Source organism: Streptomyces sp. NPDC107517, assembly GCF_055582645.1.
The window spans coordinates 18,658-43,330 of sequence record NZ_JBVJPM010000020.1 but is presented as its reverse complement, the minus strand read 5'-3'; the positions used below and the strand labels follow the sequence as shown (position 1 = coordinate 43,330).

Here is a 24,673-nt window from a genome sequence, read left to right as displayed (position 1 = left end):
AGACCATTAAGTGTCGGCACCCTTGCGCCCGTTGTGTCAGGACGTAAACGGGAGACAAGGGTGAACCGATGACACCGATCAGCCGCAGGGGCTTTGTCGCGCTGGGCGCCGGGATCGCGGCCGGCGCCGCGCTGCCCGCCACCAGGGCGGGCGCAGCCGCCACGGGCACCGTCAAGGACGTCAAGCACGTGGTGATCCTCATGCAGGAGAACCGCAGCTTCGACCACTACTTCGGCCGCCTCAAAGGCGTCCGCGGGTTCGGCGACCGCAGCGGCATCACCCTCTCCGGCGGGCAGCCCGTGTTCAACCAGCCGAGCGGGCTCGGCCGCCAGTACCCGTGGAAACTCAGCTCCACCCCGGCCGCGGGCGGCGTGGACGGCGAGACGCTCGCCCAGTGCAACGGCGACCTGCCGCACAGCTGGTCCTCCCAGCACTCCGCGTGGAACAAGGGCCGGCTCGACCACTGGGTCGCCGGAGTCGGCAACGTCCGCAGCCTCGGCTACCTGGACCGCGACGACATACCGTTCCACTACGCGCTGGCCGACAACTACACCATCTGTGACGCCTACTTCAGCTCCACTCTCAGCGCCACCGGACCCAACCGCACCTACCTGTGGAGCGGCAAGGTCGACGCCTCCAGCCATGACGGCGGCGACGAGTCGGGGCTGACCTGGGAGACGTACGCCGAGGCCCTCCAGCGGGCCGGCGTGAGCTGGAAGGTCTACCAGAATGCCAATGACAACTACGGCGACAACGGTCTCGCGTACTTCTCGAAGTTCGCCGCCGCCAAGCCCGGCGACCCGCTGTACGACCGCGGTATGGGCTCCGTCCCCGCGGTGACCGGTTCCACGCCCGACGACATCGCCGCCGCGATCAAGGCGGACGCGCTGGCCGGCAAGCTTCCCCAGGTCTCCTGGGTCGTCGCCAACCAGGCGTTCTCCGAGCACCCTTATGCCCCGCCCGGCGACGGAGCCCACTTCGTGGACCTGGTCCACCGCGCCCTGGCCGCCTCCCCCGAGGTCTTCGACTCGACCGTCCTCTTCCTCAACTACGACGAGAACGACGGCTTCTTCGACCACGTACCGCCGCCGTCGCCGCCCGCCGGTACGGCCGGCGAGTTCCTCGACGGAACCCCCTTCGGTCTCGGCTTCCGCGTGCCGATGGTCGTCATGTCCCCCTGGACCAGGGGTGGTTGGGTCTCGTCGGAGGTCTTCGACCACACGTCCGTGCTGCGGTTCCTGGAGACCTGGACGACCGCTCTCGGCACCCCGGCGACCTGTCCCAACATCAGCGCGTGGCGCCGCAAGGTCACCGGCGACCTGACCGGCGTGTTCGACTTCGCCCGGCCCGTGTACGGCATGCCGTCCGGACTGCCCGCGACCAAGGTCATCGGGTACGACACGTGCGGCCCGCTGCCCAACCCCGCGCCTCAGACGAACGCCCTGCCCACGCAGGAGGCCGGCACCCGCCCCGCGCGCGCCCTGCCCTACCAGCCGAACGGAAACCTCGACCACTTCGAGTTCGGCACCGGCGGCAAGATCCTCGCGTGGTTCTCCATGGCGAACCAGGGCTCCCCGGCACGCAGCGCCGCCCACCTCTCCATCCACCCGAACGCCTACCGCGACACGACGCCGTGGCAGTACACGGTCGACGCGGGCGGCACGGCCACGGACTTCTTCAACATCGGCGCGGGGTCCGGGTCGGGCGCGTACGACATCACGATGGCCGGGCCGAACCGCTTCCTGCGCCGCTTCAAGGGCGACGCCACGAAGGCGGGCAAGGCGCTCGAGGCCGCAGCCCGGTACGCCGTCGAGTCCGGCACCGGCAAGATGGCCATCTGGTTCAAGCTGACCAACTCGGGCTCCGCGTCGGCCCAGTTCACCATCACGTCGAACAACTACCGCTCGGACGGGCCGTGGAACTACACGGTCCCCGCCGGTGGCTCGACGGAGGACTTCTTCAACGCCGTGGCGAACCAGCAGGGCTGGTACGACTTCACGATCACGTCCAGCACCGACACGACGTGGTCCCGCCGCTACACGGGCCACATCGAGACCGGCTCGGCGTCCGTCAGCGGCTGATCCCCGGCCGCGCCCGCGGCGACCGGTCGGCCTGGAGCGCCGGGCCCGGCCCCGTCACAGGCCCGGGGCCCGGCCGGCTCCGGCCGACCGGTGCGACGGTGATTGAAGGAACGCCGCCCGGTGCCCCTCACCGGCAGCGGCGGTGGTCGAAGCCGCCCGCGCCTCCGGCACCGGCCACGCCCGCCGGCGCACGCCCGGCCACCCGCATCGCGGCACCCCAGGGCTGTCCGGGATCCGCCACCAGGGGGAGCAGCAGGCGCGCACGGCGGCCGGGGACAACGCGTACCACCGCGCCCTGACCGACGACGCCGAGCACGGCCTCGCGCACCGCGCTCCAGGGGCACGCCGTACCTTGCCCCCGCCTTTACGAGACAGAGCTCGTCTCCCTCGCCTCGGACCGTAGGACCATTTGTGTACCCCGGCCCGCCGACACGTCCGCAGGCTCGAACGGCGGCACGGTCCGCCATACGCTCACGCAGTGTTCAACATGCCCGCTCTGGTCAAACGCCTGGTGATCGGCCGCGCCATGCGCAGCGAGGAGCTGGGCGAGACACTGCTGCCCAAGCGCCTCGCCCTGCCGATCTTCGCCTCCGACCCGCTGTCGTCGGTGGCGTACGCGACCCAGGAGATCCTGCTCGTCCTCACCCTGGGCGGACTCGCCTATCTGCACTTCACGCCGTGGATCGCCGCGGCCGTGGTGGCGCTGATGGCGGTGGTCGTGCTCTCGTACCGGCAGGTCGTGTACGCGTATCCGAGCGGTGGTGGCTCCTACGAGGTCGCGTCCACCAACCTGGGTTCCTCGGCCGGTCTCGTGGTCGCCGCCTCGCTTCTGGTCGACTACGTGATGACGGTGGCGGTGTCCGTCGCCTCCGGCGTGGACAACATCATCTCGGCGCTCCCGGCACTGAACGACTACCGCGTCCTGCTGGCCGTCGGTTTCGTCGCCTTCCTCACCGCGATCAATCTGCGGGGCGTACGCGAGTCGGGCAAAACCTTCGCCGCACCCACGTACCTCTTCGTCGGCGGCGTACTGATCATGGTGATCACCGGACTGATCCGGTACGCCCTGGGGGACGCGCCGGTCTCCGAGACCGCCGCGTACGGCATCACACCCCAGAAGTCCGACACACATCTCGCGGGCCTGGCGCTGGTGATGCTCGTGCTGCGCGCCTTCTCCTCGGGGTGTACGGCACTGACCGGTGTGGAGGCGATCTCCAACGGCGTACCGGCCTTCCGCAAGCCCAAGTCCAGGAACGCCGCGGCGACTTTGGTGGCCATGGGCGTCATCGCCGTCGTCATGTTCGTCGGTGTGACGACGCTCGCGCTGATCAGCAAGGTGCACATCACGGACGACGCGTGCCGGCTGACCGGGCTCGACGGGGACTGCGCGAGCTACACGCAGCGCACGGTCATCGCGCAGGTGGCGGCCGCCGTGTTCGGCGGTGAGCACAGCGTCGGGTTCTACTTCATCCAGGCCGCCACGGCTCTGGTCCTGATCCTGGCCGCGAACACCGCGTTCAACGGCTTCCCGATGCTGGCCTCGATCCTCGCCAAGGACCGTTTCCTGCCGCACCAGTTGCACAACCGGGGCGACCGGCTGGCGTTCTCCAACGGCATCCTCGCGCTGGCCGTCGTCGCCGCCGCGCTGCTCTGGGGATTCAAGGCCAACGTCACCAGCCTCATCCACCTCTACATCCTGGGTGTGTTCACCTCCTTCACCCTGTCCCAGCTGGGCATGGTGCGGCACTGGAACCAGGAGCTGGCCACCGAGCACGACCCGGCGCTCCGCCGCCACCACTCCACCCGCGCCATCAACGCCCTCGGCGCGTGCGTCACCGGCCTCGTCCTGCTGATCGTGCTCGTCACCAAGTTCACCGAGGGTGCCTGGCTGGCCGTTCTCGCCGCGACGGTGCTGTGGCTGATGATGCGCGGCATCCGCCGCCACTACGACACGACGTCCGCCGAGCTGGCCGTGGAGGACCCGCACGCCGAACTCACGCCCCCCTCAAGGGTGTTGGCGATCGTCCTGGTCTCCAGGCTGCACAAGCCCACGATGCGCGCCCTGGCCTACGCGCGAGCCTCCCACCCCGACCGGCTGGAGGCGTTGACCGTGTCGGTCGACCGCGACGAAGTCGCCGCCCTGCGCGAGAGCTGGGACGAGTACGGCATCGACGTACCGCTGAAGGTCATCGACTCCCCGTACCGCGAGGTGACGCGGCCCGTAGTCGAGTACGTGCGCGCCATCCGCCGGGACAGCCCCCGCGACATCGTCGCCGTGTTCATCCCGGAGTACGTGGTCGGCCGCTGGTGGGAGAACCTGCTCCACAACCAGTCGGCGCTCTGGCTCAAAAGCCGTCTTCTGTTCACGCCCGGCGTGATGGTAACGAGCGTGCCCTGGCAGCTCACCTCGTCCGCGCACGCCAACCGCCCGGTCCGTCGGGCGCCGGGTTCCGTGCGCCGGGGGGAACCTCAGCGCCCGTGGGCCGGTGCGGGCCGGTCGCGCGGCACCGGGAGGCGCTGACGAACCCGGTACGGCACCGATCTCGGCGTCGCACCGCAGAGGGGCGGCATCCCGCCAAATCTGGCGTGAATGCGCATTGGGGTCGTACGAATGAGCCGGTAGGCAGGAGCCATGTATCTACTGCCGACGAAATTCGGACCGCTCAACGCCAGAATCGACGTCCTCATAGTCGCCCTCGTCCTCTTCGCCGTCGTGTTCCTCTGGTTCAAGCGCCTCCTGCCCCGCATCAACGAGGTGCTGGCCGAGCGCGCCGACCGCACCGAAGGCGCCCTGGAGCGCGCCGAGGCGATCCGGGCGGAGGCCTCCGCCGAGCACGCCGCCGTCCAGGCCCTGATCGCCGAGGCCCGTCGCGACGCCGCCAGGGTCACGCAGGCGGCGCGCGAGGAAGGTGCGGCGCTGATAGCGGCGGCCCGCGAGGAGGGACTGCGCGAACGCGAGGTGCTCGTCGCCGACGGCCAGGCCCTGATCGAGGCCGAACGGGCCGCGGCGGAAGCCGAACTGCGCCTCACCGTCCCCGAACTGGCCGCCGAACTGGCGAGCCGCATCATCGGGGAGCGCATCCCGGCGGCAGCGCCCACGAAGCCCTGAAACGCGCTCTCCGCACGGGGCCACAACGCACCAGGGCCCGGATCCATAGGATCCGGGCCCTGGTCGGCAGTAGCGGGAACAGGATTTGAACCTGCGACCTCTGGGTTATGAGCCCAGCGAGCTACCGAGCTGCTCCACCCCGCGTCGGTAGACACCACCGTACGCCATCGGAGCAGCTACTTCTGACCACCACCTGCCAGGACGGCAGGCACCGCTACCGCCAGGGACTACGCGCCGCTCGCCCTGAGCATGTCCTCACGCTCGACGATCTTCACGCGCTCACGACCCTCCGGCTCGCCCAGCGCCTTCTCCGCGGCGTCCAGGCGGTACCACCCGTCCCACGTCGTGTAGCGCACGTTCCGCTCGTCGAGGAAGGCGTCCACAGCCTCCGGGTCAGGCGCGGAGGGCGTGCTCAGACGCCCGTTCTCGCGGTCGTCCAGGAGGCTGGCGACCGTCTCGTTGGCGTCGCCCTTGGTGTGGCCGATCAGACCCACGGGGCCGCGCCGGATCCAGCCGGTGACGTAGATCGACTGCAGGTGCTCACCGGACTCCTCGATCACCCGGCCACCCTTGTCGGGAACGGTGCCCGACGCCAAGTCCCAAGGCAGCTTGGGGAGTTCGTCGGACAGGTAGCCCACGGCGCGGTAGACGCCCTTGACGTCCCAGTCCTTGAACTCGCCGGTTCCCTTGACATTGCCGGTGCCGTCGAGGGCGGTCCGCTCGGTGCGCAGGCCGGTCACTTCGCCGTTCTCGCCGAGGATCTCGGTCGGGGACTCGAAGAAGTGCAGGAACAGCTTGTGCGGCCGGGTGCCGACGTCGCGGATGGCCCAGTTCTCGAGCGTCTTGGCGACCATGTCGGCCTGCTTGTTGCCGCGCCGGGTCGCGATCGAGCCGTCGTCGTAGTCGATGTCCTCGGGGTCGACGATGACCTCGATGTTCGGGGAGTGGTCGAGCTCACGCAGCTCCATCGGGCTGAACTTCGCCTGCGCCGGACCACGGCGGCCGAAGACGTGGACCTCCAGGGCCTTGTTCGCCTTGAGGCCGTCGTAGACGTTCGGCGGGATCTCGGTCGGCAGCAGCTCGTCCGCCGTTTTGGCCAGAATGCGGGCAACGTCGAGCGCGACGTTGCCGACACCCAGGACCGCGACCTTCTCCGCCTCGAGCGGCCAGGTCCGCGGCACGTCCGGGTGACCGTCGTACCAGGAGACGAAGTCGGCCGCGCCGTACGAGCCGTCGAGGTCGATGCCCGGTATGTCGAGCGAGCGGTCGGCCGTGGCGCCCGTGGAGAAGATCACCGCGTCGTAGAACGAGCGCAGGTCGTCCAGGCTGATGTCGCCCGGGTAGTCCACGTTGCCGAACAGGCGGATCTGCGGCTTGTCGAGGACCTGGTGCAGGGCCGTGATGATGCCCTTGATCCGCGGGTGGTCCGGTGCGACGCCGTACCGGATCAGACCGAACGGCGCGGGCATCCGCTCGAAGAGGTCGATGGACACACCGGGGTCTTCGGCCACCGCGGATTTCAGCAGCGCGTCAGCGGCGTAGATACCGGCAGGACCGGCTCCCACAACGGCTACCCGCAGAGGGCGAGGCATGATCAGGTTCCCTTCGTGGCATGGGCACTCGACGGGAAGCCTAAACTAAGGCAAACCTTAGTTAGTAGTCGGGTTGGACCTATGGACCCATAAGACTGCCTTATGGGTCTCCACGGGAGATCCTTATGGGTCTCCATGGGTGGCCCTCATGGGTCGCCGCAGGCAGCTGCCCGCCGACAGCGTCCCACGCACGTTTTCGACCGAGGAGGTGAGCCCCGTCAGCGCTGCGAGAGGCAGGGTGCTCCCCTCCCGCACAGTGGCGCGGTTCACCTGACGCAGGTGGCTCCGGGATGCCCGCGGGCATCCCAAAAGGCCGTGAACCCATGCGACGGCGGAAGAGTGCGTGGGGCCACCCTCGGCGCCGTGAACAGGTGAACGTCAGCTGTCGGAGTAGCTGAAGTCGCCCACCGTCCATGCGCTCACGTCCTGGATCGCGACGCGGTACATGCCGCCCGTCTCGGGGATGCCGACGGCGCCCTGGAGGATCCGGGCCACATGGAAGTGCAGATGGGTGGGTGCGGGGCCATCGCCGGTCTCGCCCCGCTTGCGTTCGTCGGGCTTCCCGTCGGTGGTGAAGATCTCCGAGAAGGAGCCGAGGCGGTCCGAGTCCGTCAGGACCTCCGAGACGCGTTGCCTCCACACGGCCTCGGGGGCGAGGCGTCCGGTGATCACAGCGCCGCTGGTCACCACAGTCAGGGACATCTGATTGCTCTGCCCGGACTCCACCATGACGGCGATGTCGACGAGCAGTTCGTCAGGGTTCGACATGAGAGCGGATTCTAACGGCAGACGTCTCGCAGGACGCCCCCGACGCCCGACTTCCCCAGGGAGCCCGAACTCAGTGGCTCGAGCTCACCTGCTCGGCCTCACGCACGCCGGCTCAGCCCCTCCGGCTCGCCGGCGCACAACTCACGGCCGAGGCCACGGCCGGCCGCCCAGCCGTTCGATGTCCATGTTGAAACGCCTCAGGTAGGTGGTGAAGGCCGCGATGTCCTCGTCGGCCCAGTCGTTCATGACGCGGTCCAGGCTCCCCACGATGTGATCGCGCTCCTCGTCGAGGACGGTCGCACCCTTGTCCGTGATGCGGAACTTGCGGGCCATGCCGCCGTCGGGATCAGGGATGCGCTCCACCAGCCCGGCGCGCATCGCGGCGGCGGTCTGCCGGTTCAGGGTGGAGGCGTCGAGCCCGAAGGCGTCGCTGAGCTCGCCGATGGACATGGGCCCCTGCACGCGAATGCGGCTCAGCAGGATGTAGGCGCTGCGCTCGAGGGTGCCGTTCTCGGGGCGCCCGCCTTTATGGTGCACGAGTCCGTGCCGGCTGAGCAGCATCTGCTCGTACTCGAGCTCGTACGTGGGCCTGGCCATCCGTCTGCCGCCTCCTGCTGTCGTTCCCCGCGGCGTCGCACCGCGCGTCCGTGCACACCCCCGCGCCAATCGTCGCACAGTCAAATGTAGTCACCACACACTATGCGTCATACATTAGATGTGTACGATGCACATCGACCTCCCTCCCGGTCGAAGCCCCGCAGGTTTCCGAACCCCGCAGACACACAAGGAGTCCCCTGATGGACACCCCCCGGCCGACGGCCCGCGCCGGCGGCGTGGTCGCCACTCTGGCTTTCGCCGGCACCACCGCCGCGATCATGCAGACGCTGGTCACGCCGCTCATCGCGGAACTGCCCAGGATCCTTCACACCACCTCGTCGAACGCCGCCTGGGTCATCACCGTGACGCTGCTGGTGGGAGCCGTGTGCGTGCCGGTCACCGGCCGTCTCGGCGACCTGATCGGCAAGCGCCGCATGCTGCTCGCGTGCTCGGTCCCGCTCATGGCGGGTTCCGTGGTGTGTGCGCTGTCGTCGTCCGTGGTGCCGATGATCGTCGGCCGCGGCCTGCAGGGCATGGGGATGGGGATGGTGCCGCTGGGCATCGCCCTCCTGCGGGACGTGGTGGCGAAGGAGAAGCTCAGCTCCTCGATCCCCCTGGTCAGCGCGTCCATGGGCATCGGCGGCGGCCTCGGCCTGCCCATCGCCGCCGCGGTGGCCCAGTACGCCGACTGGCGTGTCCTGTTCTGGGGTTCGGCCGTGCTCGCCGTGCTGATCGCCGCGCTGATCTGGTTCCTCATCCCCGACGTCCCGCCCAGCGCCCAGGGTCAGCGCTTCGACGCACCCGGCGCGCTCGGCCTCGGCGTCGGCCTGGTCTGCCTCCTCCTCGCGGTGTCCAAGGGCGCCGAGTGGGGCTGGGGCTCGGCGACGACGCTCGTGCTCTTCGCCGCGGCCGTCCTCGTACTGCTGGGCTGGGGCTGGTGGGAGACGCGTACTCGGGACCCGCTGATCGACCTGCGCACCACCGCCCGGCCCCGCGTGCTGTTCACGAACGTCGCCTCGGTCTTCGTCGGCTTCGGAATGTACGCGAGCATGCTCGTGATCCCGCAGCTGCTGCAGTTCCCGGAGGCCACCGGCTACGGCCTGGGGCAGTCGATGCTCGCGGCGGGCCTGTGGATGGCGCCCGGCGGCATCATGATGATGATCGTCTCCCCGCTCGGCGGGAAGCTCACCGATGCCCGCGGCCCGAAGTTCACGCTCATCTGCGGCGTCCTGGTGATCGCCGCCGGATACGGTCTGTCGCTCGCGCTGATGGGATCCGGCCTGGGGCTCATGGTGGTGTGCATGGTCATCAACAGCGGTGTCGGACTCGCCTACGGTTCCATGCCCGCGCTCATCATGAGCTCGGTGCCGCTCTCGGAGACCGCCGCCGCCAACGGTTTCAACACGCTCATGCGCTCCCTCGGCACCTCGGTCGGCGCCGCGGTGATCGGCGTGATCCTTTCCCAGATGACGACCACCATGGGCGGCTACAGCTTCAGCTCCGAAGCCGGTTTCCGTACGGCGCTGATGGTCGGTGGAGGCGTCGCCCTCGTGGCCGCGCTGATCGCGGCGGTCATCCCGGCCGTACGCGCCACGCCCGTCGAAGGGGGCACCGAACCGGCTGCCGCCCCTGCGGAGGTCAAGGCGTAGGGCGGGACCTCCCGCGAAAACTGGACTTGCAGGTCCAATTTCATCGGCGCACAGTCGGTCTCGCGGTCCGGATCGACGGACCGCCGGGCCGGGTCGGGGCGGTGTTCCCGACCGGCTCGGTGAGCGGGAGTACCGAGACTGAGGAGAGCCGGCCATGAGTGGACGACTGCAGGACAAGACCGCACTGGTCACTGGGTCAACCAGCAACATCGGAAAGGCGATCGCCGAGACGTTCGCCGCCGAGGGGGCCCACGTCGTCGTATCGGGGCGCAGTCTGGAGCGCGGCCGGCATGTGGTCGAGGACATCCGTGCGGCCGGCGGGCGGGCCGACTTCGTCGAGGCCGACCTCGACGGCAGCGCGGACGCTTCCCGCCGCCTCGCCGAGCAGGCCCGCGCGGCGCTGGGCGGGCACCTCGACATCCTGGTCAACAACGCGGGCATCTACCCGCCCGGGACCACCACCACGACGGACGAGAAGACCTTCGACCAGGTCTACGCGGTGAACGTGAAGGCGCCGTTCTTCCTGACCGCGACGGTCGCCCCCGACATGGCGCGCGACGGTGGCGGAGTCATCATCAATCTCGGCTCGTGGATCACGCGCCTGGGTATTCCCGTGGGGTCGCTGTACAGCTCCACCAAGGGAGCCGTGGAGACGCTCACACGCGCGTGGGCGGCGGAGTTCGGTCCGCAAGGGGTGCGGGTGAACGCGATCTCGCCCGGCGTGATCGTCCCCCGCGCGACCGAGGGCGGCGAACCCCATCCGGGCGAAATCATGATGAAGGGCACGCCGTTCGGCGCGATCGGAACGCCCGATGCCGTCGCGCACGCCGCGGTCTGGCTGGCCTCGGACGAGTCGGCGTTCGTCCACGGCACGGTCGTGGACGTCGACGGAGGGCGGGCCGGCGCTGCCGTGATCGCCGTATAGCACCGGCCGACGCCTGTTCCTGGCGGAACCGTCGCGTCCGGGAAACGTCAATGGCCTAGCGTGGCCCCACAGTTCGAGTGGGCGCCACGCTCGCTCGTTGCCCACCCCCGGCGATTGAGACGTGATCACTGCATGCACCTCCGCCCCAGCACCCCCCACCCCGCGCCTTCCCAGGGTGAACGCGCCCTGCAGGCCCGCATGGGTACGAGCGAGCGCGCCGATGACTTCTACGACCGTCAGGTCCGGCCGCGTCTGACACCGGCCATGAACGAGTTCATCGCCCGGCAGACCATGGTGTTCCTGTCCACGGCGGACTCACGTGGTCACTGCGATGCCAGCTTCCGGGCGGGCCCACCAGGGTTCGTCGCCGTTCTGGACGACCTCCACCTGGCCTACCCGGAATACCGGGGCAACGGAGTCATGGCCAGTGCGGGCAACATCACCGAGAACCCCCATCTGGGCCTGCTCTTCATCGACTTCACCCATGACCACATAGGGCTGCATGTGAACGGATCGGCCCAACTGGTGGGCGATCGTGAGCTACGGGCCATCTGCCCCACACTGCCGCGGGATTCGGCCCCGGGGCGGCAGGCCGAGATGTGGATATACATCACCGTCCAGGAGGCCTACGTCCACTGCTCCAAGCACATTCCCCACCTGGAACCCGAGCACCAGCCGAATCGAAGGGCACCCGGGCGGCCCAAGGACGGCGACTACTTCACCGAGCAGATCACCCACGCCTACCTGGGACAGGGATAGGCCAAGTCCTGGCAGGTCCCTGCCGCTTCCCGCGGCGAGAGGCATGACCGGAGCGGACGGGGGCACACGCTCTGGACGAGGCCGACACGAAAGGCAGGGACATGACGGCAACTTCGGTGCACGCTCATGAAGAGACGCGGGCGCAGGCCACGACGGCGCACCTCGCCGACGCGACCATCGGCGCGGGTGAGCTTCCGTGGGTCGAAGACGCCGGCAAGGTCGCACCCAAGGACGCACGTGATCTTTCCATGGTGTTCTTCGAGCAGCTCCAGGTACTCGAAGAGGGGACTGCGGACTACCAGTACGCCCGTAACACGCTCATCGAGATGAACCTGTCGCTGGTCCACTTCGCGGCGTCCCGGTTCCGCCACCGTGGCAGTGGTGAGATGGAGGACATCGTGCAGGTCGGGACCATCGGCCTGATCAAGGCGATCGACCGGTTCGACCTGTCGCGCGAGGTCCAGTTCACCTCCTTCGCCGTCCCCTACATCGTCGGCGAGATCAAGCGCTTCTTCCGTGACACCAGCTGGGCCGTCCATGTGCCGCGCCGCCTCCAGGAGTTGCGCGTCGACCTGGCCAAGGGCAAGGACGAGCTGGCCACGGTCCTGGACCACGAGCCGACGCCCAAGGAACTCGCCGAGCACCTGGAGCTCAGCGAGGACGAGGTCATCGAGGGCATGGTCGCCTCGAACGGTTACACCGCGGGGTCCATCGACATGCCGAGCGATCCCGGCGAGCGCCCGACCGACGCCTCGAGGACGTTCGCCGACGTACTCGGTGAGCCCGATCCCGCCATCGAGACGGTGGAGGACCTCCACACGCTGGCGCCGCTCCTGGAACAGCTCGACGGCCGCGAGCGCCGCATCCTCGAGATGCGGTTCGGCCAGGAAATGACCCAGTCGGAGATCGGCGCCGAGATCGGCGTGTCCCAGATGCACGTCTCCCGGCTCCTGACCCGCACCCTCACCAAGCTCAGAACAGGCATGTTCGCCTGACGCAGAGGGGCTCCCCATGATGGCTGCGGACGTCCATGAGTGGCAGTCCTACGACACGTCGACCAGGACGGCCACACGATCGGCACGCTCGGGTCCGTCGACGTGAAGGCGCGGACGGACGAGCCGGCCGTGGCCACGGTCCTGACCGGCCTCCCCATGCGGCACAGGCTCGTCCTCGCTCCGCTGGACGGCGCGGTCGTCGAGCGGGCCTGCCTCAAGGTCGACCACGCGAAGGCACTGGTGAGGGAGTCCCCGTCCATCGGCACGGACGACGAGCTGTCCTCCGAGGACGGGGAACCCCTGGTCCGGCACTACGGCCTGCCGTGCAGGCCCGGGGCGGAGGGGAAGCGCCGGCTCGCGCGCCGATGACAAGTGCTCCCTCGGACCCATCCGTTCGAGCCCGCGGCTACGGATTCGTCATGATGGCCTTGCAGCGCCGAGCCACGTGGCCGGAGCACGAGAAAGGGGAGACAACGTGCTCGTATGGGACGACGATCCGCGATCGGCACTCGTGGCGCCTCTTGCCGTCGAAGCGCCGCGGGCCGCGGTGCTCCTCTTGCACGGTGGCCGCTCGGAGGGGACGCAAGCGGTGTCGAGGGTGAGTCTCGCGGGTGCCCGCATGCGCCCGTTCGCCCGTGCTGTCGAGCGGGCGTGCGAGGGCCAGGGACTCTTGGTGGGGAGCGTCCGCTATCGCTGCCGGGGCTGGAACGGTGACCGCGAGGACCCTCTCCGGGACGCGCTGCGGGCGCTCGACGAACTGGCCGTGCGCGTCGGGGACGTGCCGACCGTGCTGGTCGGTCATTCCATGGGCGGACGTGCCGCGTTGCGCGCGGCCGGGCATCGTCTCGTCCAAGACGTGGTGGGACTCGCTCCGTGGTGTCCCGAGGGTGAGCCGGTGACGCAGCTCCGCGGCCGCCGCGTGGTGCTCCTCCACGGCGACCGGGACCGCACGACGGACCCCGCGGCCTCCGTCGACTACGCCGACCGGGCCTCGGCCGCGGGCGCGGAGGCCTGCACGCTGCTGATGCCGGGCGGCGATCACGCGATGCTGCGGCGGGCCGGTTCCTGGCACCGGCAGACCGGCCGGATCGTGAGCGGTCTGCTGGGGTTCGCGCCGCTCCCCACCGATGTCGCCGACCGTCTCGCCCTCAACGGCAGTACGCCGTAAGCGTGCTGAGCCCCACGCCCGCAAGAGCACGTTCCGCCGAACGGGCGACAGGGAATCCTTTCGGCTTCTGTCGACGGCGTGACGGGCGGGCCCATGGGCGAAGCTGCCATGGACCGTCCCCAAGCACCGATTGACGAGGCTGTCCATGCGCCGTCGCTCCACCGTCACCGCTTCCCTCGCCGCGTTCGCTCTCGCGCTGACCCTGCCGGCCTCCGCCCAGGCCGCCACCGGCGACTTCTCCTACAAGATCGTCGGGCTCAACGGCCGGACACAGTCGGTCACCCTCCACGAGCTGCCGAGCCGCCAGTGCGTCACCCTCCCCGAGGTCGCGGACGCGAGCTCCTCCGAGCCCGCGTTCGCCCCGCACAACGACACGGACGAGTGGGCCCTGGTCTTCACCGGGCCCGACTGCGAAGGGGACTCCTGGGCGCTGCGTCCGCACGGCCGGCCGGCCACCGACTACCTCAAGCTGCGCTCGGTGTTCTTCACCCCGGCAGGCGAGTGACCGCTGGTGCGGGGGGAGAGGGCGCGACCCTCTCCCCCGGTACGTCTACGCGGACTGCCTGAGCACCAGTTCGGGCTCGAAGATCAGTGACGTGGGCTCGGTCCATATGCCCTCGTTGCGCTCCTGGAGGAGACGGGCCATCAGGTCGCTCACCGCGAACACCCCATCGACATCCGGGTGTTGAATGAGCAGCCGCTCCATCCCGTCGCGGAACCCCGCCAGCCGCTCCTGCCCAGCCGGTACGTCCGGCGGCCCCGACACCCCCCACCCGGCGGCACTCCCGCGCCAACAGGTGTTCGGCAGCGAGGATCTCCGGCAACGGGTCCTCGGCATGGGTGGAGACCACGACGATCGCACGGTCGCACGCGGGAACTTCAAGACACAGTCAACTCCTGATCGTGCAGGAGGTGTTGGGGCACCGCAGGTGGATGGGCGACTCCACGCGAGCCTCAACAGCCTCACGCCCGCCACCAATTTCGATGATTCTGGATTTAAGTCTTGACGCATCGTTCACACAGATGAAGCATTCGACCGCAAGAGAGCGCTCCCACCCCCCTCATTCGTTCATTAACTGAACCAGGAGAGTCGCCCTATGCTCACACCCCCCACGAACCCCTCGGCCACGTCCAGTTCGCCCGCAGCCGGTTCCGTCGCTCCCTCGCGTCGGACCGTCCTCGGCGTCATGGCGGCGACGGCAGCCACCGTCCCCGGCTTCCTCGCACTCGGATCCCCCGCCTCCGCGGCGCCCGCCGCCGATCCGCTGCCCGGCGGCGGCGACCTGGGCCCGAACGTGATCGTGTTCGACCCCTCCACGTCCGGAATCCAGGCCAAGCTGGACGAGATCTTCAAGCAGCAGGAGTCCGCCCAGTTCGGCACCGGCCGCTACGCGTTCCTGTTCAAGCCCGGCACGTACAACGGCCTCAACGCCCAGCTCGGCTTCTACACCTCGATAGCCGGTCTCGGCCTGTCCCCCGACGACACCTCGATCAACGGCGATGTCACGGTCGACGCCGGATGGTTCAACGGCAACGCCACCCAGAACTTCTGGCGCTCCGCGGAGAACCTCGCCCTCGCTCCCGTCAACGGCACCAACCGTTGGGCCGTCGCCCAGGCCGCGCCGTTCCGCCGCATGCACGTGAGGGGCGGCCTCAATCTCGCCCCCGACGGCTACGGCTGGGCCAGCGGCGGCTACATCGCCGACAGCCGCATCGACGGCACCGTCGGGCCGTACTCGCAGCAGCAGTGGTACACCCGTGACAGTTCCGTCGGCGGCTGGACCAACGCCGTCTGGAACATGGTGTTCTCCGGCGTCGAGGGCGCCCCCGCCCAGAGCTTCCCGGACCCGCCGTACACCACGCTCGACACGACGCCCGTGTCCCGCGAGAAGCCCTTCCTGTACCTCGACGGCGCCGACTACAAGGTCTTCCTGCCCGAGAAGCGCACCGACGCGCGCGGCACCACCTGGGGCAGCGGCACACCCCGGGGCACCTCGCTCGCGCTCACCCAGTTCTACGTGGCGAAGCCCGGTGTCACCTCCGCCACGCTCAACGCGGCGCTCGACCAGGGCCTCAACCTCCTTCTCACGCCCGGGATCTACCACCTCGACGCGGCGATAGAGGTGCAGCGCGCCAACGCCGTGGTCCTCGGCCTCGGGTACGCCACGCTCATCCCCGACAACGGCGTCACCGCGGTGAAGGTCGCCGATGTCGACGGTGTGCGCCTGGCCGGATTCCTGATCGATGCGGGTGCGGTCAACTCGCAGACACTGCTCGAAGTCGGTCCTTCCGGAGCGTCCACCGACCACTCCGCCAACCCCATCACCGTCCAGGACGTCTTCGTACGGATCGGCGGCGCGGGCCCCGGCAAGGCCACCACCAGCATCGTCGTCAACAGCCGGCACACGATCATCGACCACACGTGGGTCTGGCGCGCCGACCACGGTGACGGCGTCGGCTGGGAGACCAACCGCGCCGACTACGGCGTGCGCGTCAACGGCGACGACGTGCTGGCCACCGGCCTGTTCGTCGAGCACTTCAACAAGTACGACGTGTACTGGGCGGGCCAGCGCGGCCGCACGATCTTCTTCCAGAACGAGAAGGCGTACGACGCCCCGAACCAGGCCGCCGTCCAGGACGGCGACGTCAAGGGCTTCGCCGCGTACAAGGTCGCCGACTCCGTGACCGCGCACGAGGGCTGGGGCCTGGGGAGCTACTGCAACTTCACGGCGGACAACACCATCCGCCAGGACCACGGTTTCGCGGCGCCCAACACATCGGGGGTGAAGTTCCACGACCTGCTCGTCGTGTCCCTGGGCGGCCAGGGCCAGTACGAGCACGTCATCAACGACATCGGTGCCGCCACGTCCGGCACGTCCACCGTGCCCTCGACCGTGGTCTCGTACCCCTGACCGGCTGGTGAAGGGCGACGGAGCGCGGCCCGTCGCTCTTCACCGGCGTCAGTCGATCTCCACCTGAATCGAGTGGTATCCGCTTGCCCCGTCCGGCACGGGGTCGGCGTGCCGCGCCGTCTGTGTCCGGCCCGTGCCGTCGGTGGCGCGGACCGTGAGGCGGTGTCCTCCGGAAGTCGCCTGCCACGGGTAGGACCACTGGCGCCAGGTGTCGCGGGTGTCCTCCGCCGCGAGGGTCGCCGGTTCCCACGGTCCGTCGTCGACGCGGACCTCGACCTTCTGGATCCCGCGATGCTGCGCCCAGGCCACGCCCGCGACCATGACCGTGCCGGCCTTGCGGCTCACGGAGGGCTTGGGGGTGTCGATGCGGGACTCCGTCTTGATGGGCGCCTGCTGGGCCCAGTCCCGCTTCACCCAGTACGCGTCGTAGTCGGCGAAGGTGGTGAGCTCGATGTCCTCGATCCACTTGCAGGCCGACACGTAGCCGTACAGACCCGGGACGAGCATGCGCACGGGGAAGCCGTGGGCGAACGGGAGGGGCTGACCGTTCATCCCCAGAGCCAGCATCGCGTCGCGCCCGTCCATGATGTCCTCGACCGGGCTGCCGATCGTCATGCCGTCGACGGAGCGGGCGACCAGCTGGTCCGCGGGGCCGCCCTTCGACGGGGGTCTGACACCGCTCTCGGCGAGCACGTCCGCGAGGCGTACGCCGATCCAGCGGGCGTTGCCGATCAGAGGACCGCCGACCTCGTTCGACACGCAGGTGAGGGTGATGGCGCGTTCGATGAGCGGCCTTCGCAGCAGGTCGTCGAAGGTCAGGGTGACGGGGCGGGTGACACCCTTGCCGTGGATCCGCAGCCGCCATTTCATGGCGTCCACCATGGGGACCACCAGCGCGGTGTCGACCCGGTAGAACTCCTGGTTCGGCGTGATGAACGCGCCGATGCCGGGGATCGCCAACCGGGCGCCGGCCGGAGTGGGTTTTCCCGGAGACGCCGGAGCGGGCAGTCTGACGCCGTTGCGTGAGGACACGGCGTTCACGTCCTGCGTGCCGCGCGCCGACCGGGCCAGCAGCCCGGCGCCGGTGGAGATGGCGGCGGCGGCCGTCGCGAGCGTGATGAACCCGCGCCGGTCCCATCCGGGTTCGGTGCTGCCCTCGGGCGGCTCCTCGGTCAGTGTGGTCCGCGCCCGGCCGGTGAGCGCGTACAGGAGCCAGGCACCCACCAGCGCGCCGACGACGGACGGCACGGCGTCGGCCATGCTCGTCGAGTCGGGGCGGGTGGTGGCCGCGAGTGCGCCGATCACGCCGAAGATCAGGACGCCTGCCGATCCGACGCGGCGGTGACGGGTGGCGACGAGGCCCAGGACCACCGCGAGGAGGGCCAGCACGGCGACGATTCCGAGCTGCAGAACGAGCTTGTCACTCGTGCCGAAATTCCGGATCGCCCAGTCCTTGACGGCGGTCGGCGTACGGTCGATCGCCGCGCCTCCCACCGCCACCACAGGGCTCGCCTGGGGACGGGTGACGGCCGCCGCCAGTTCGGCGACGGCCAGGGCCGCGTAACAGGCCAGCAGTCCGCTCAGCGCGCCGAGGAGTGCGCGCCGCCGTGCGGCGCGCCGCCCCCAGAAGTCCCGGTTCTCGCCCGCTCCAGAAATGGGGAAACCTTCCTCGCGGCCTGTGCGCCGCACCTTCGAGCTTCGTCAGCCCGACCATGCTGGAGGCGATTCCGCACGCATTCAAGCGGACATGCGTGGGCGTACGGGCGCAATGGCCGCGGGAAGGCGTCAGGCCGCGTTGCCCCTGAGTCCCCTCCCCTGCCGGTGCCTGCGGACGATGTCCGCGTAGCGGTGGCCGCTGCCCTTGATGGTGCGGCGCTGCGTTTTGTAGTCGACGTGGACGAGGCCGAAGCGCTTGTCGTAGCCGTAGGCCCACTCGAAGTTGTCCAGGAGGGACCAGGCGTAGTAACCGGCCAGCGGTGCCCCCTTGCGGGCGGCGGAGGCGCAGGCCGCGAGGTGGTCTTCCAGGTACTCGATGCGTCCGGGGTCGTCGACGGATCCGTCAGGCCGTACGACGTCGGGGAAGGAGGAGCCGTTCTCGGTCACATACAGCTTGCGGGCGCCGTACTCGTGGGTGAGGCGCAGGAGCAGGGTCTCGATGCCGCTCGCGTCGATCTCCCAGTCCATGCCGGTGCGCGGGACGCCGAGGCGGCGCACCTCGCGGGCGTACGGGGCGGGTCCTGCGGGGTCGTCGGCGACGACGGCCGGCATGTAGTAGTTCAGGCCGAGCCAGTCGAGCGGGGCGGCGATCGTCTCCAAGTCCCCTGCCTGTTCCGGGAGTTCGACACCGTAGACGTCACGCATGTCGGCGGGGAAGCCGCGGCCGTGGACGGGGTCGAGCCACCAGCGGTTGGTGTGGCCGTCCATGCGGTGGGCCGCGGCGACGTCCTCGGGCCGGTCGGTGGCCGCCTGGACGGTGGACAGGTTGTTGACGATGCCGATGCGCGCGTCGGGCGCCGCGGCGCGGATCGCCCGGGTGGCGAGGCCGTGGCCGAGCAGCAGGTGGTACGAGGCGCGGACAGCGGCGGTCAGGTCGGTGAAACCCGGGGCCATGCGGCCTTCCAGGTGGCCGATCCAGGCCGAGCACAGGGGTTCGTTGAGGGTGGCCCACTGGGTGACGCGGTCGCCGAAGCGCTCGGCGACGACGGTGGCGTAGTCGGCGAAGTGCATCGCCGTGTCCCGCTCGGGCCAACCGCCCCGGTCCTGGAGGGTCTGCGGGAGGTCCCAGTGGTAGAGGGTGACGGACGGCTCGATGCCGGCTTCGAGGAGGCCGTCGATCAACTGGTCGTAGAAGTCCAGGCCCTTGGCGTTGACCGGGCCGTCGCCGCCGGGCACGATCCGCGGCCAGGCGAGCGAGAGCCGGTAGGCGTTGGTGCCGAGCTGCTTCATCAGCGCGATGTCCTCACGCCAGCGGTGGTAGTGGTCGCAGGCCACATCCCCGTGGTCGTTGTTGTCGACCTTGCCGGGAGTGTGCGAGAAGGTGTCCCAGATCGAGGGGGCGCGGCCGTCCTCGGCGACGGCTCCCTCGATCTGGTAGGCGGAGGTGGCCGTGCCCCAGGCGAAGTCCTTCGGGAGAGCGGCGAAGTCGATGGGCTTGGACACTGACGTCCTTTCGGGCGAGGGGTCGGCGGCACGGTCCGGAGTACCGGTCACTTCACGGCCCCCGCGGTCAGACCGGCGACGAGGTAGCGCTGGAGCAGCAGGAATCCGGCGACCACGGGGATGCTCACGACGAGTGAGGCGGCCATGATCTGGTTCCAGTACACGTCGTTCTGGGTGGAGTAGTTCTGGAGGCCGACGGCGAGGGTGCGGGTGGCGTCGGTCGTCAGGACGGACGCGAAGAGCACTTCTCCCCAGGCGGTCATGAAGGCGTACACGGCGACCGCGACGATGCCGGGGATCGCCGCCGGGACGACGACGCGGAACAGCGCCTTGAGCGGTCCGCAGCCGTCCACCAGCGCGGCCTCGTCGAGGTCTCTGGGGACCGACTCGAAGTACCCGATGAGCATCCAGATCGAGAAGGGCAGGGAGAACGTGAGGTACGTGAGGATCAGTCCGCCGCGTGAACCGAACAGGGCGATCCCGGTGGACTGGCCGATGTTGACGTAGATGAGGAACAGCGGCAGGAGGAAGAGGATGCCGGGGAACATCTGCGTCGACAGGACCGTCACCGTGAAGACGCGCTTGCCGCGGAACTGGTAGCGGCTGACCGCGTAGGCGGCGAAGACGGCGATCACTACGGAGCAGACCGTCGCGGCGCCGGCCACGATCAGCGAGTTCCAGAAGTACTTCGCCAGCGGGACGGTCTTCCAGATGTCGAAGTAGGGCTTGATGGTGAGCCCGCTGGGCATCCAGCGGAACTTGCCCGACACGTCCTCCAGCGGTTTGAGCGAGCTGGAGATCATGACGTAGACGGGCAGCAGGACGAAGCCCGTGAGCAGGGTCAGGAAGATCCGGCGGGACCAGATGAAGGAGCGCGGGGACGCCATCGGCGAGCGCGGAGCGCCTCGGGACACGGTGGGGCTAGCCACGGGAGGCCTTCCTCTCTCGTGAGGTGAGCACCAGGTAGATCCCCGTCACCAGGAGCAGGAACAGCAGCAGGAGTACGGACATGGCCGCGCCGGTGCCGAAGTTCCAGGTGGCGAAGGACGACTGGTAGATGTGCACGGAGATGAGGTCGGCCGCCTCGGGCGCCGCCCGGCCGAACAGCACGAACGGCGTGTTGAAGTCGTTGAACGTCCACAGGAACAGGACGAGTACGAGGACCTGGTTGACCGGGCGCAACGAGGGAAGGGTGATGCGCCGGATCTGCTGCCAGATGCCCGCGCCGTCCATGGCGGCGGCCTCGTAGAGCTCCTTGGGGATGTTCTGGAGCCCGGCCATCACGATCAGGAACGCGAACGGCCAGCCCTTCCACACCGAGACGGTCAGCAGTGCGAAGAAGCTGTTGTCGCCGATGAGCCAGAAGGGATGCCCGTCGGCGAGCCCGAGTTGGTCGTGGAGTACGTGATTGACCAGGCCGTTGTCCCTTTGGAACATGAACGCCCAGGTGATCACGGCCGCGTAGACGGGCAGCGCGTACGGCACCAGGAACAGGGTCCGCAGGAAGCCGCGGCCGGTGAACGTCTCCTGCATGAAGACGGCCGCCGCCGTGCCCAGGAGCCAGCACAGGCCGACCGACATGAGCGTGAAGACGCAGGTGACCCAGAACGAATGGAGCAGGGCCTTTCCGACGGGTTCGTTGAAGTCGACGGCCACGTCGAAGTTGCCGAGGCCGGCCCAGGGCGCCGTGCCCCAGTTCCGCAGGAAGTTCTGGGTCAGCTCCTTGAACGCCATGACGAAGCCGATGGCGATCGGCAGCAGGTGGACGAGGAGCTCGAGCAGCAGCGCGGGGAGCAGCAGCAGGTACGGAAGTCCCAAGCGGCGGATGCGCCCGGGGCGGCGCGGCTTGCGCGTCGCCCCGGGGGTGTCCTCACGCACCGCCGGATCCCCTTTCGGGGAGTTCACGATGGTGGTCACGGGCACATCACTCACTGACTGGCCATCTGCTGCTGAGCCTTGGTCAGCTCGGCCTTGACGTCAGCCGTCGAGAGCTTCTTGCCGTTCGCGGCCTGGGCGAAGAGGTTCTTGACGGCGGTGCCGACCGAGGTCTCGAACTGGGACTCGTTCGACACCTGGGGCAGCGCGGTGGCGCTGGTCGCGAGGGTGTCGCGCAGCACCTTGAGCTCGGGCCGGTCGAAGGCCGGGTCACTCTGGGCGGCCTTGACCGGCGGGATGGAGCCGTAGGTCTTGCACAGGAGCTTCTGCTCGGCGTCGCTGGTCATGAACTTCACGAACTTCATGGATCCGTCGATGTTCTTCGTGTTCTTGAAGACGGCGAGGTTGATGCCCGCCACCATCGAGTTGGTGGCCTTGCCCGTGCCGGGCACACCCGACTGCACCGGCACCGGGGCGACGCCCCACTCGTCGTCCTTCATGCCCTGCGACTTGAACGTGGTGGCCGCGGCCTGCCACAGCACCATGGCCGTCTTGCCCTTGGAGAAGTCGCTCAGGGACTGGTTCTTCGCGTACTCCGCGTTGCCGGGCGCGATGATCTTGTTCGTGGCCATCATGTCGACGTACTGCTTGACGGCCGCGACCGCTGCGTCGTTGGTGAAGTCGGCCTTGCCGTCCGCGGTGAAGAAGTCGCCGCCGTGCTGCTTGGCGAGGACGAACACCTGGTGGATGTTGTTGGAGAGGTTGGAGCCCTCGGCACCGAGTCCCCACTTGCCGCCCTTGGATATCTTCGCGCCGTCCGCGGTGAGTTCGTCCCAGGTCTTTGGCGGCTCGGTGATGCCGGCTTCCTTGAACATCGCCTTGTTGTAGTACAGGGCGTACGCCATCGAGTAGAGCGGGACCGCGGCCGGGTCCTTGCCCTGCGCGCCGGTCGAGCCGAGCGCCGACTCCACGAAGCGGTCCTTGCCGCCGACCTTGTCGAAGTTCTTCTGGTCCCACGAGACGAGGGCGCCGGTCGCCTGGAGCGAGGACGACCAGGTGTTGCCGATGTTGAGGACGTCGGGGCCCTCACCCGAGGTGGTCGCCGTGAGGATGCGGGTGAGCAGGTCGGACCAGGGGACGACCTCCAGCTTGACCTTGATGCCGGTCTGCTTCTCGAACTTGTCGAGTTCGGGCTGGAGGATCTTCTTGTCCGCCTCGATGTTCGGCCCCTGGTTGGACGCCCAGTAGGTCAGGGTCTTGGGCGACTCGTTCGATCCCTCGGCGGAGGAACCCCCGCCGCAGGCGGTCGCAGCGGCCAGCAGGGAGACGACGACCGCGCTACTGGCGAGTGCTCGAATTCTTTGCATGGCTCCAGGTGTCCCTTCCTCAGGAGCGTCCAAGCCGGGGCGCGGGTCTGCAGGCCGAAGCGCTCGGCGTTCAGTTCCTGAAGTCACCCACGACTTAATTTAGGCTGTGAGTTAAACCGCGCGGAAAGGTCGCGTCAAGGGTTTGGGCAGGGGTACCTTGCGTCTGTCGCAGGTCAGAAAGGAGCCCAGATGGATCGGCGGAGCAGACGCACGGTGAGTGACCTGCGCAGGGCCAACCGAGCAGTGATACTGCAACAGTTGTATTTCGACGGCCCGACGAGCCGCCAGGCACTCGGCCCGCTCACGGGACTGAGTTCAGGATCCGTCAGCAACGTGGTGGCCGAACTTGCCGCCGACGGGCTTGTGGAGGAGGCCGGCAGCCTGGACTCCGACGGCGGCCGGCCGCGCATCCTCCTCCGTGTCAGCCCGCACAGCGGCAGCCTGATAGGCATCGACGTCGGCGAGACCCGCGTCCGCGTCGAGGTCTTCGACGTGACCCTCACCGAACTCGCCCGCGCCGACATCCCGTTGACGGGCGACGGCTACGACGTCGCCGTCGTCGTGGAACACATCCGAAGCGGCATCGAGCACGTACTCTCCGAGGCCGGCGTGCGGGCGGACGACCTTCTCGGGATCGGGATCGGCGTTCCCGGTGTCGTCGAGCGGGTCCCCGAGTCCGGGGCCGTCGTCCACTGCCAGACGATCGGCTGGGACGCGGTCCCGCTGGAGGCGCTGCTACGGGCTTCCTCTCAACTCCCCTCCACGGTTCCGTACTTCATCGACAACGGCGCCAAGACGCTCGGGCAGGCGGAGATGTGGTTCGGCGCCGGACGCGGTGCGCGCAGCGCCGCGATCGTCCTCTTCGGCACGGGGGTCGGCGCCTGCCTGTTCGCGGACGGCAGAGGGCGGGCGCTGGAGTGGGGCCATCTGACGGTGCAGGCCGGCGGGCGGACGTGCCGCTGCGGCGCGCCGGGCTGCCTGGAGGCGTACGCGGGGGCCGAGTCGGTACTGGAGCGGTGGCGCGAGGCCGGCGGTCAGCCGCCCCGGGGAGTCGACGAGGAGACCCAGTTGACGGCGCTGCTCGCCGCCGCGTGCCCGACGGACGGGACCGAGCCCGACCCGGTGGCCTACGAGGTGATGGCCAGGACGGCCGAGTACCTGGGCGCCGGACTGTCCGACCTGATCAACCTCTTCCAGCCCGAGCGCATCCTGATCGGCGGCTGGGCCGGGCTCCAGTTCGGCTCCCGCTTCCTCGACGACGTGCGGAAGCACACCACGAAGTACGCTCTGTCCTACCCGGCCGGAAAGGCCACCATCGAACTGGGCAAGCTGGGCCCCGACGCGGTCACCGTCGGTGCCGCGACCCTCCCCCTGGAGGACTTCTTCGCCCGCGGCGGCCGACGGGACACCCCGGCCCAGGAACCGACACCGCCCGCGTGGCGTACGGCACTTGAGGGGCGCGTTCTCGGGTGACCCGAGCCGGTTTCGTGACGCGGTGGCCGACCGGCGCGCGAGTCCGCCGCCGACGTGATCCGGTTCAGCGGCCTCAACGAACCCGTCGACGCGACGCCGAGTGTGCCGGGCAGCACGGACATCTCCACGTTCAGGGCGCTCGAGGCGCCCGCCGGCGACACCTACGACCCGAACGGCGACCACACGAAGGAACTCGCCCTGACCGGAACGCCGACCCGCTGCCTACGGCTCCAGCTCTCCGAAC

Annotated in this window: 21 protein-coding genes, 1 tRNA gene and 1 pseudogene; 12 read left to right on the top strand and 11 right to left on the bottom strand. The window is 69.1% G+C overall.

From position 1 onward, the window contains the following. The first annotated feature begins 68 nt into the window (after positions 1-68). Positions 69-2,081 carry a phosphocholine-specific phospholipase C gene (locus ACZ67T_RS33935; RefSeq protein WP_469989180.1) on the top strand — a complete coding sequence of 671 codons (2,013 nt, stop codon included), beginning with the start codon at positions 69-71 and terminating at the stop codon, positions 2,079-2,081. A gap of 127 nt (positions 2,082-2,208) precedes the next feature. Here the strand turns inward: ACZ67T_RS33935 and ACZ67T_RS33930 are convergent, their stop codons facing one another. Then, the gene (locus ACZ67T_RS33930) at positions 2,209-2,409 is read right to left on the bottom strand and encodes a hypothetical protein (RefSeq protein ID WP_469989178.1); all 201 of its coding nucleotides are present in this window, start codon (positions 2,407-2,409) and stop codon (positions 2,209-2,211) included. A gap of 159 nt (positions 2,410-2,568) precedes the next feature. Here ACZ67T_RS33930 and ACZ67T_RS33925 point away from each other — a divergent pair, with 159 nt between their 5' ends. Further along, on the top strand, positions 2,569-4,602 hold the full coding sequence (locus ACZ67T_RS33925; protein WP_469989369.1) for an APC family permease: 2,034 nt from the start codon (positions 2,569-2,571) through the stop codon (positions 4,600-4,602). 111 nt (positions 4,603-4,713) lie between these two features. Next, a complete protein-coding gene (locus ACZ67T_RS33920; RefSeq protein WP_469989176.1) occupies positions 4,714-5,190 on the top strand; it encodes a F0F1 ATP synthase subunit B family protein in 477 nt (158 codons plus the stop codon). 70 nt (positions 5,191-5,260) lie between these two features. Here the strand turns inward: ACZ67T_RS33920 and ACZ67T_RS33915 are convergent. The 4 genes from ACZ67T_RS33915 to ACZ67T_RS33900 all read right to left on the bottom strand — a co-directional run bounded on the left by ACZ67T_RS33915 (position 5,261) and on the right by ACZ67T_RS33900 (position 8,147). Continuing rightward, positions 5,261-5,334 (bottom strand) — tRNA-Met (locus tag ACZ67T_RS33915). An 83-nt stretch (positions 5,335-5,417) separates the two neighbouring features. Next, the gene (locus ACZ67T_RS33910; protein WP_469989174.1) at positions 5,418-6,782 is read right to left on the bottom strand and encodes an FAD-dependent oxidoreductase; all 1,365 of its coding nucleotides are present in this window, start codon (positions 6,780-6,782) and stop codon (positions 5,418-5,420) included. A 378-nt stretch (positions 6,783-7,160) separates the two neighbouring features. Next, complete coding sequence (locus ACZ67T_RS33905) at positions 7,161-7,550, bottom strand: hypothetical protein (RefSeq protein ID WP_469989172.1); 390 nt, start codon at positions 7,548-7,550, stop codon at positions 7,161-7,163. Positions 7,551-7,691: 141 nt separating this feature from the next. After that, positions 7,692-8,147 carry a MarR family winged helix-turn-helix transcriptional regulator gene (locus tag ACZ67T_RS33900; protein ID WP_469989171.1) on the bottom strand — a complete coding sequence of 152 codons (456 nt, stop codon included), beginning with the start codon at positions 8,145-8,147 and terminating at the stop codon, positions 7,692-7,694. A gap of 200 nt (positions 8,148-8,347) precedes the next feature. On the opposite strand from ACZ67T_RS33900, the gene ACZ67T_RS33895 reads away from it, so the two are divergent. The 7 genes from ACZ67T_RS33895 (at position 8,348) to ACZ67T_RS33865 (ending at position 14,148) form a co-directional block, all read left to right on the top strand. Further along, positions 8,348-9,796: an MFS transporter gene (locus ACZ67T_RS33895; protein ID WP_469989169.1), complete on the top strand. Its 1,449-nt coding sequence runs from the start codon at positions 8,348-8,350 to the stop codon at positions 9,794-9,796. Between the two features lie 154 nt (positions 9,797-9,950). Next, positions 9,951-10,721, top strand: a complete 771-nt coding sequence (locus ACZ67T_RS33890; RefSeq protein WP_469989167.1) for an SDR family NAD(P)-dependent oxidoreductase — start codon at positions 9,951-9,953, stop codon at positions 10,719-10,721. A 132-nt stretch (positions 10,722-10,853) separates the two neighbouring features. Next, complete coding sequence (locus tag ACZ67T_RS33885) at positions 10,854-11,480, top strand: pyridoxamine 5'-phosphate oxidase family protein (RefSeq protein WP_469989165.1); 627 nt, start codon at positions 10,854-10,856, stop codon at positions 11,478-11,480. A gap of 101 nt (positions 11,481-11,581) precedes the next feature. Further along, positions 11,582-12,475, top strand: a complete 894-nt coding sequence (locus ACZ67T_RS33880) for an RNA polymerase sigma factor SigF (RefSeq protein ID WP_469989163.1) — start codon at positions 11,582-11,584, stop codon at positions 12,473-12,475. 39 nt (positions 12,476-12,514) lie between these two features. Further along, the gene (locus ACZ67T_RS33875; RefSeq protein WP_469989161.1) at positions 12,515-12,844 is read left to right on the top strand and encodes a PRC-barrel domain containing protein; all 330 of its coding nucleotides are present in this window, start codon (positions 12,515-12,517) and stop codon (positions 12,842-12,844) included. Positions 12,845-12,950: 106 nt separating this feature from the next. Further along, positions 12,951-13,643 carry an alpha/beta hydrolase gene (locus tag ACZ67T_RS33870; RefSeq protein ID WP_469989159.1) on the top strand — a complete coding sequence of 231 codons (693 nt, stop codon included), beginning with the start codon at positions 12,951-12,953 and terminating at the stop codon, positions 13,641-13,643. Positions 13,644-13,788: 145 nt separating this feature from the next. Continuing rightward, on the top strand, positions 13,789-14,148 hold the full coding sequence (locus ACZ67T_RS33865; RefSeq protein ID WP_469989157.1) for a hypothetical protein: 360 nt from the start codon (positions 13,789-13,791) through the stop codon (positions 14,146-14,148). A gap of 45 nt (positions 14,149-14,193) precedes the next feature. Here the strand turns inward: ACZ67T_RS33865 and ACZ67T_RS33860 are convergent. Beyond that, positions 14,194-14,497: pseudogene (locus ACZ67T_RS33860) on the bottom strand (hypothetical protein); the annotation flags it as partial. Between the two features lie 243 nt (positions 14,498-14,740). Here ACZ67T_RS33860 and ACZ67T_RS33855 point away from each other — a divergent pair. Then, complete coding sequence (locus tag ACZ67T_RS33855; protein ID WP_469989155.1) at positions 14,741-16,555, top strand: coagulation factor 5/8 type domain-containing protein; 1,815 nt, start codon at positions 14,741-14,743, stop codon at positions 16,553-16,555. Between the two features lie 48 nt (positions 16,556-16,603). Here ACZ67T_RS33855 and ACZ67T_RS33850 read toward each other — a convergent pair whose 3' ends face one another. The 5 genes from ACZ67T_RS33850 to ACZ67T_RS33830 form a co-directional block, all read right to left on the bottom strand. Next, positions 16,604-18,211 (bottom strand): molybdopterin-dependent oxidoreductase, encoded by a 1,608-nt coding sequence (locus ACZ67T_RS33850; protein ID WP_469989367.1) that lies wholly within the window; start codon positions 18,209-18,211, stop codon positions 16,604-16,606. Positions 18,212-18,340: 129 nt separating this feature from the next. Continuing rightward, positions 18,341-19,714, bottom strand: coding sequence for a GH1 family beta-glucosidase (locus tag ACZ67T_RS33845; RefSeq protein WP_469989154.1), 1,374 nt, complete (start codon positions 19,712-19,714; stop codon positions 18,341-18,343). Positions 19,715-19,761: 47 nt separating this feature from the next. Continuing rightward, entirely contained in the window at positions 19,762-20,601 is an 840-nt protein-coding gene (locus ACZ67T_RS33840; RefSeq protein WP_469989366.1) for a carbohydrate ABC transporter permease, read from the bottom strand. Positions 20,602-20,635: 34 nt separating this feature from the next. Continuing rightward, complete coding sequence (locus ACZ67T_RS33835; RefSeq protein WP_469989153.1) at positions 20,636-21,631, bottom strand: carbohydrate ABC transporter permease; 996 nt, start codon at positions 21,629-21,631, stop codon at positions 20,636-20,638. An 11-nt stretch (positions 21,632-21,642) separates the two neighbouring features. Further along, the gene (locus ACZ67T_RS33830) at positions 21,643-22,956 is read right to left on the bottom strand and encodes an ABC transporter substrate-binding protein (protein ID WP_469989151.1); all 1,314 of its coding nucleotides are present in this window, start codon (positions 22,954-22,956) and stop codon (positions 21,643-21,645) included. A gap of 189 nt (positions 22,957-23,145) precedes the next feature. Here ACZ67T_RS33830 and ACZ67T_RS33825 point away from each other — a divergent pair, with 189 nt between their 5' ends. After that, complete coding sequence (locus ACZ67T_RS33825) at positions 23,146-24,429, top strand: ROK family protein (RefSeq protein WP_469989149.1); 1,284 nt, start codon at positions 23,146-23,148, stop codon at positions 24,427-24,429. Positions 24,430-24,673: the final 244 nt, after the last annotated feature.

Bases quoted from the DNA above. Each gene is read 5' to 3' on its own strand.
- ACZ67T_RS33865 (WP_469989157.1), top strand. From the start codon at position 13,789: ATGCGCCGTCGCTCCACCGTCACCGCTTCCCTCGCCGCGTTCGCTCTC.
- ACZ67T_RS33925 (WP_469989369.1), top strand. From the start codon at position 2,569: ATGCCCGCTCTGGTCAAACGCCTGGTGATCGGCCGCGCCATGCGCAGC.
- ACZ67T_RS33880 (WP_469989163.1), top strand. From the start codon at position 11,582: ATGACGGCAACTTCGGTGCACGCTCATGAAGAGACGCGGGCGCAGGCC.
- ACZ67T_RS33910 (WP_469989174.1), bottom strand. From the start codon at position 6,782: ATGCCTCGCCCTCTGCGGGTAGCCGTTGTGGGAGCCGGTCCTGCCGGT.
- ACZ67T_RS33890 (WP_469989167.1), top strand. From the start codon at position 9,951: ATGAGTGGACGACTGCAGGACAAGACCGCACTGGTCACTGGGTCAACC.
- ACZ67T_RS33935 (WP_469989180.1), top strand. From the start codon at position 69: ATGACACCGATCAGCCGCAGGGGCTTTGTCGCGCTGGGCGCCGGGATC.
- ACZ67T_RS33825 (WP_469989149.1), top strand. From the start codon at position 23,146: ATGGATCGGCGGAGCAGACGCACGGTGAGTGACCTGCGCAGGGCCAAC.
- ACZ67T_RS33840 (WP_469989366.1), bottom strand. From the start codon at position 20,601: ATGGCGTCCCCGCGCTCCTTCATCTGGTCCCGCCGGATCTTCCTGACC.
- ACZ67T_RS33885 (WP_469989165.1), top strand. From the start codon at position 10,854: ATGCACCTCCGCCCCAGCACCCCCCACCCCGCGCCTTCCCAGGGTGAA.
- ACZ67T_RS33855 (WP_469989155.1), top strand. From the start codon at position 14,741: ATGCTCACACCCCCCACGAACCCCTCGGCCACGTCCAGTTCGCCCGCA.
- ACZ67T_RS33920 (WP_469989176.1), top strand. From the start codon at position 4,714: ATGTATCTACTGCCGACGAAATTCGGACCGCTCAACGCCAGAATCGAC.
- ACZ67T_RS33905 (WP_469989172.1), bottom strand. From the start codon at position 7,550: ATGTCGAACCCTGACGAACTGCTCGTCGACATCGCCGTCATGGTGGAG.
- ACZ67T_RS33830 (WP_469989151.1), bottom strand. From the start codon at position 22,956: ATGCAAAGAATTCGAGCACTCGCCAGTAGCGCGGTCGTCGTCTCCCTG.
- ACZ67T_RS33900 (WP_469989171.1), bottom strand. From the start codon at position 8,147: ATGGCCAGGCCCACGTACGAGCTCGAGTACGAGCAGATGCTGCTCAGC.
- ACZ67T_RS33895 (WP_469989169.1), top strand. From the start codon at position 8,348: ATGGACACCCCCCGGCCGACGGCCCGCGCCGGCGGCGTGGTCGCCACT.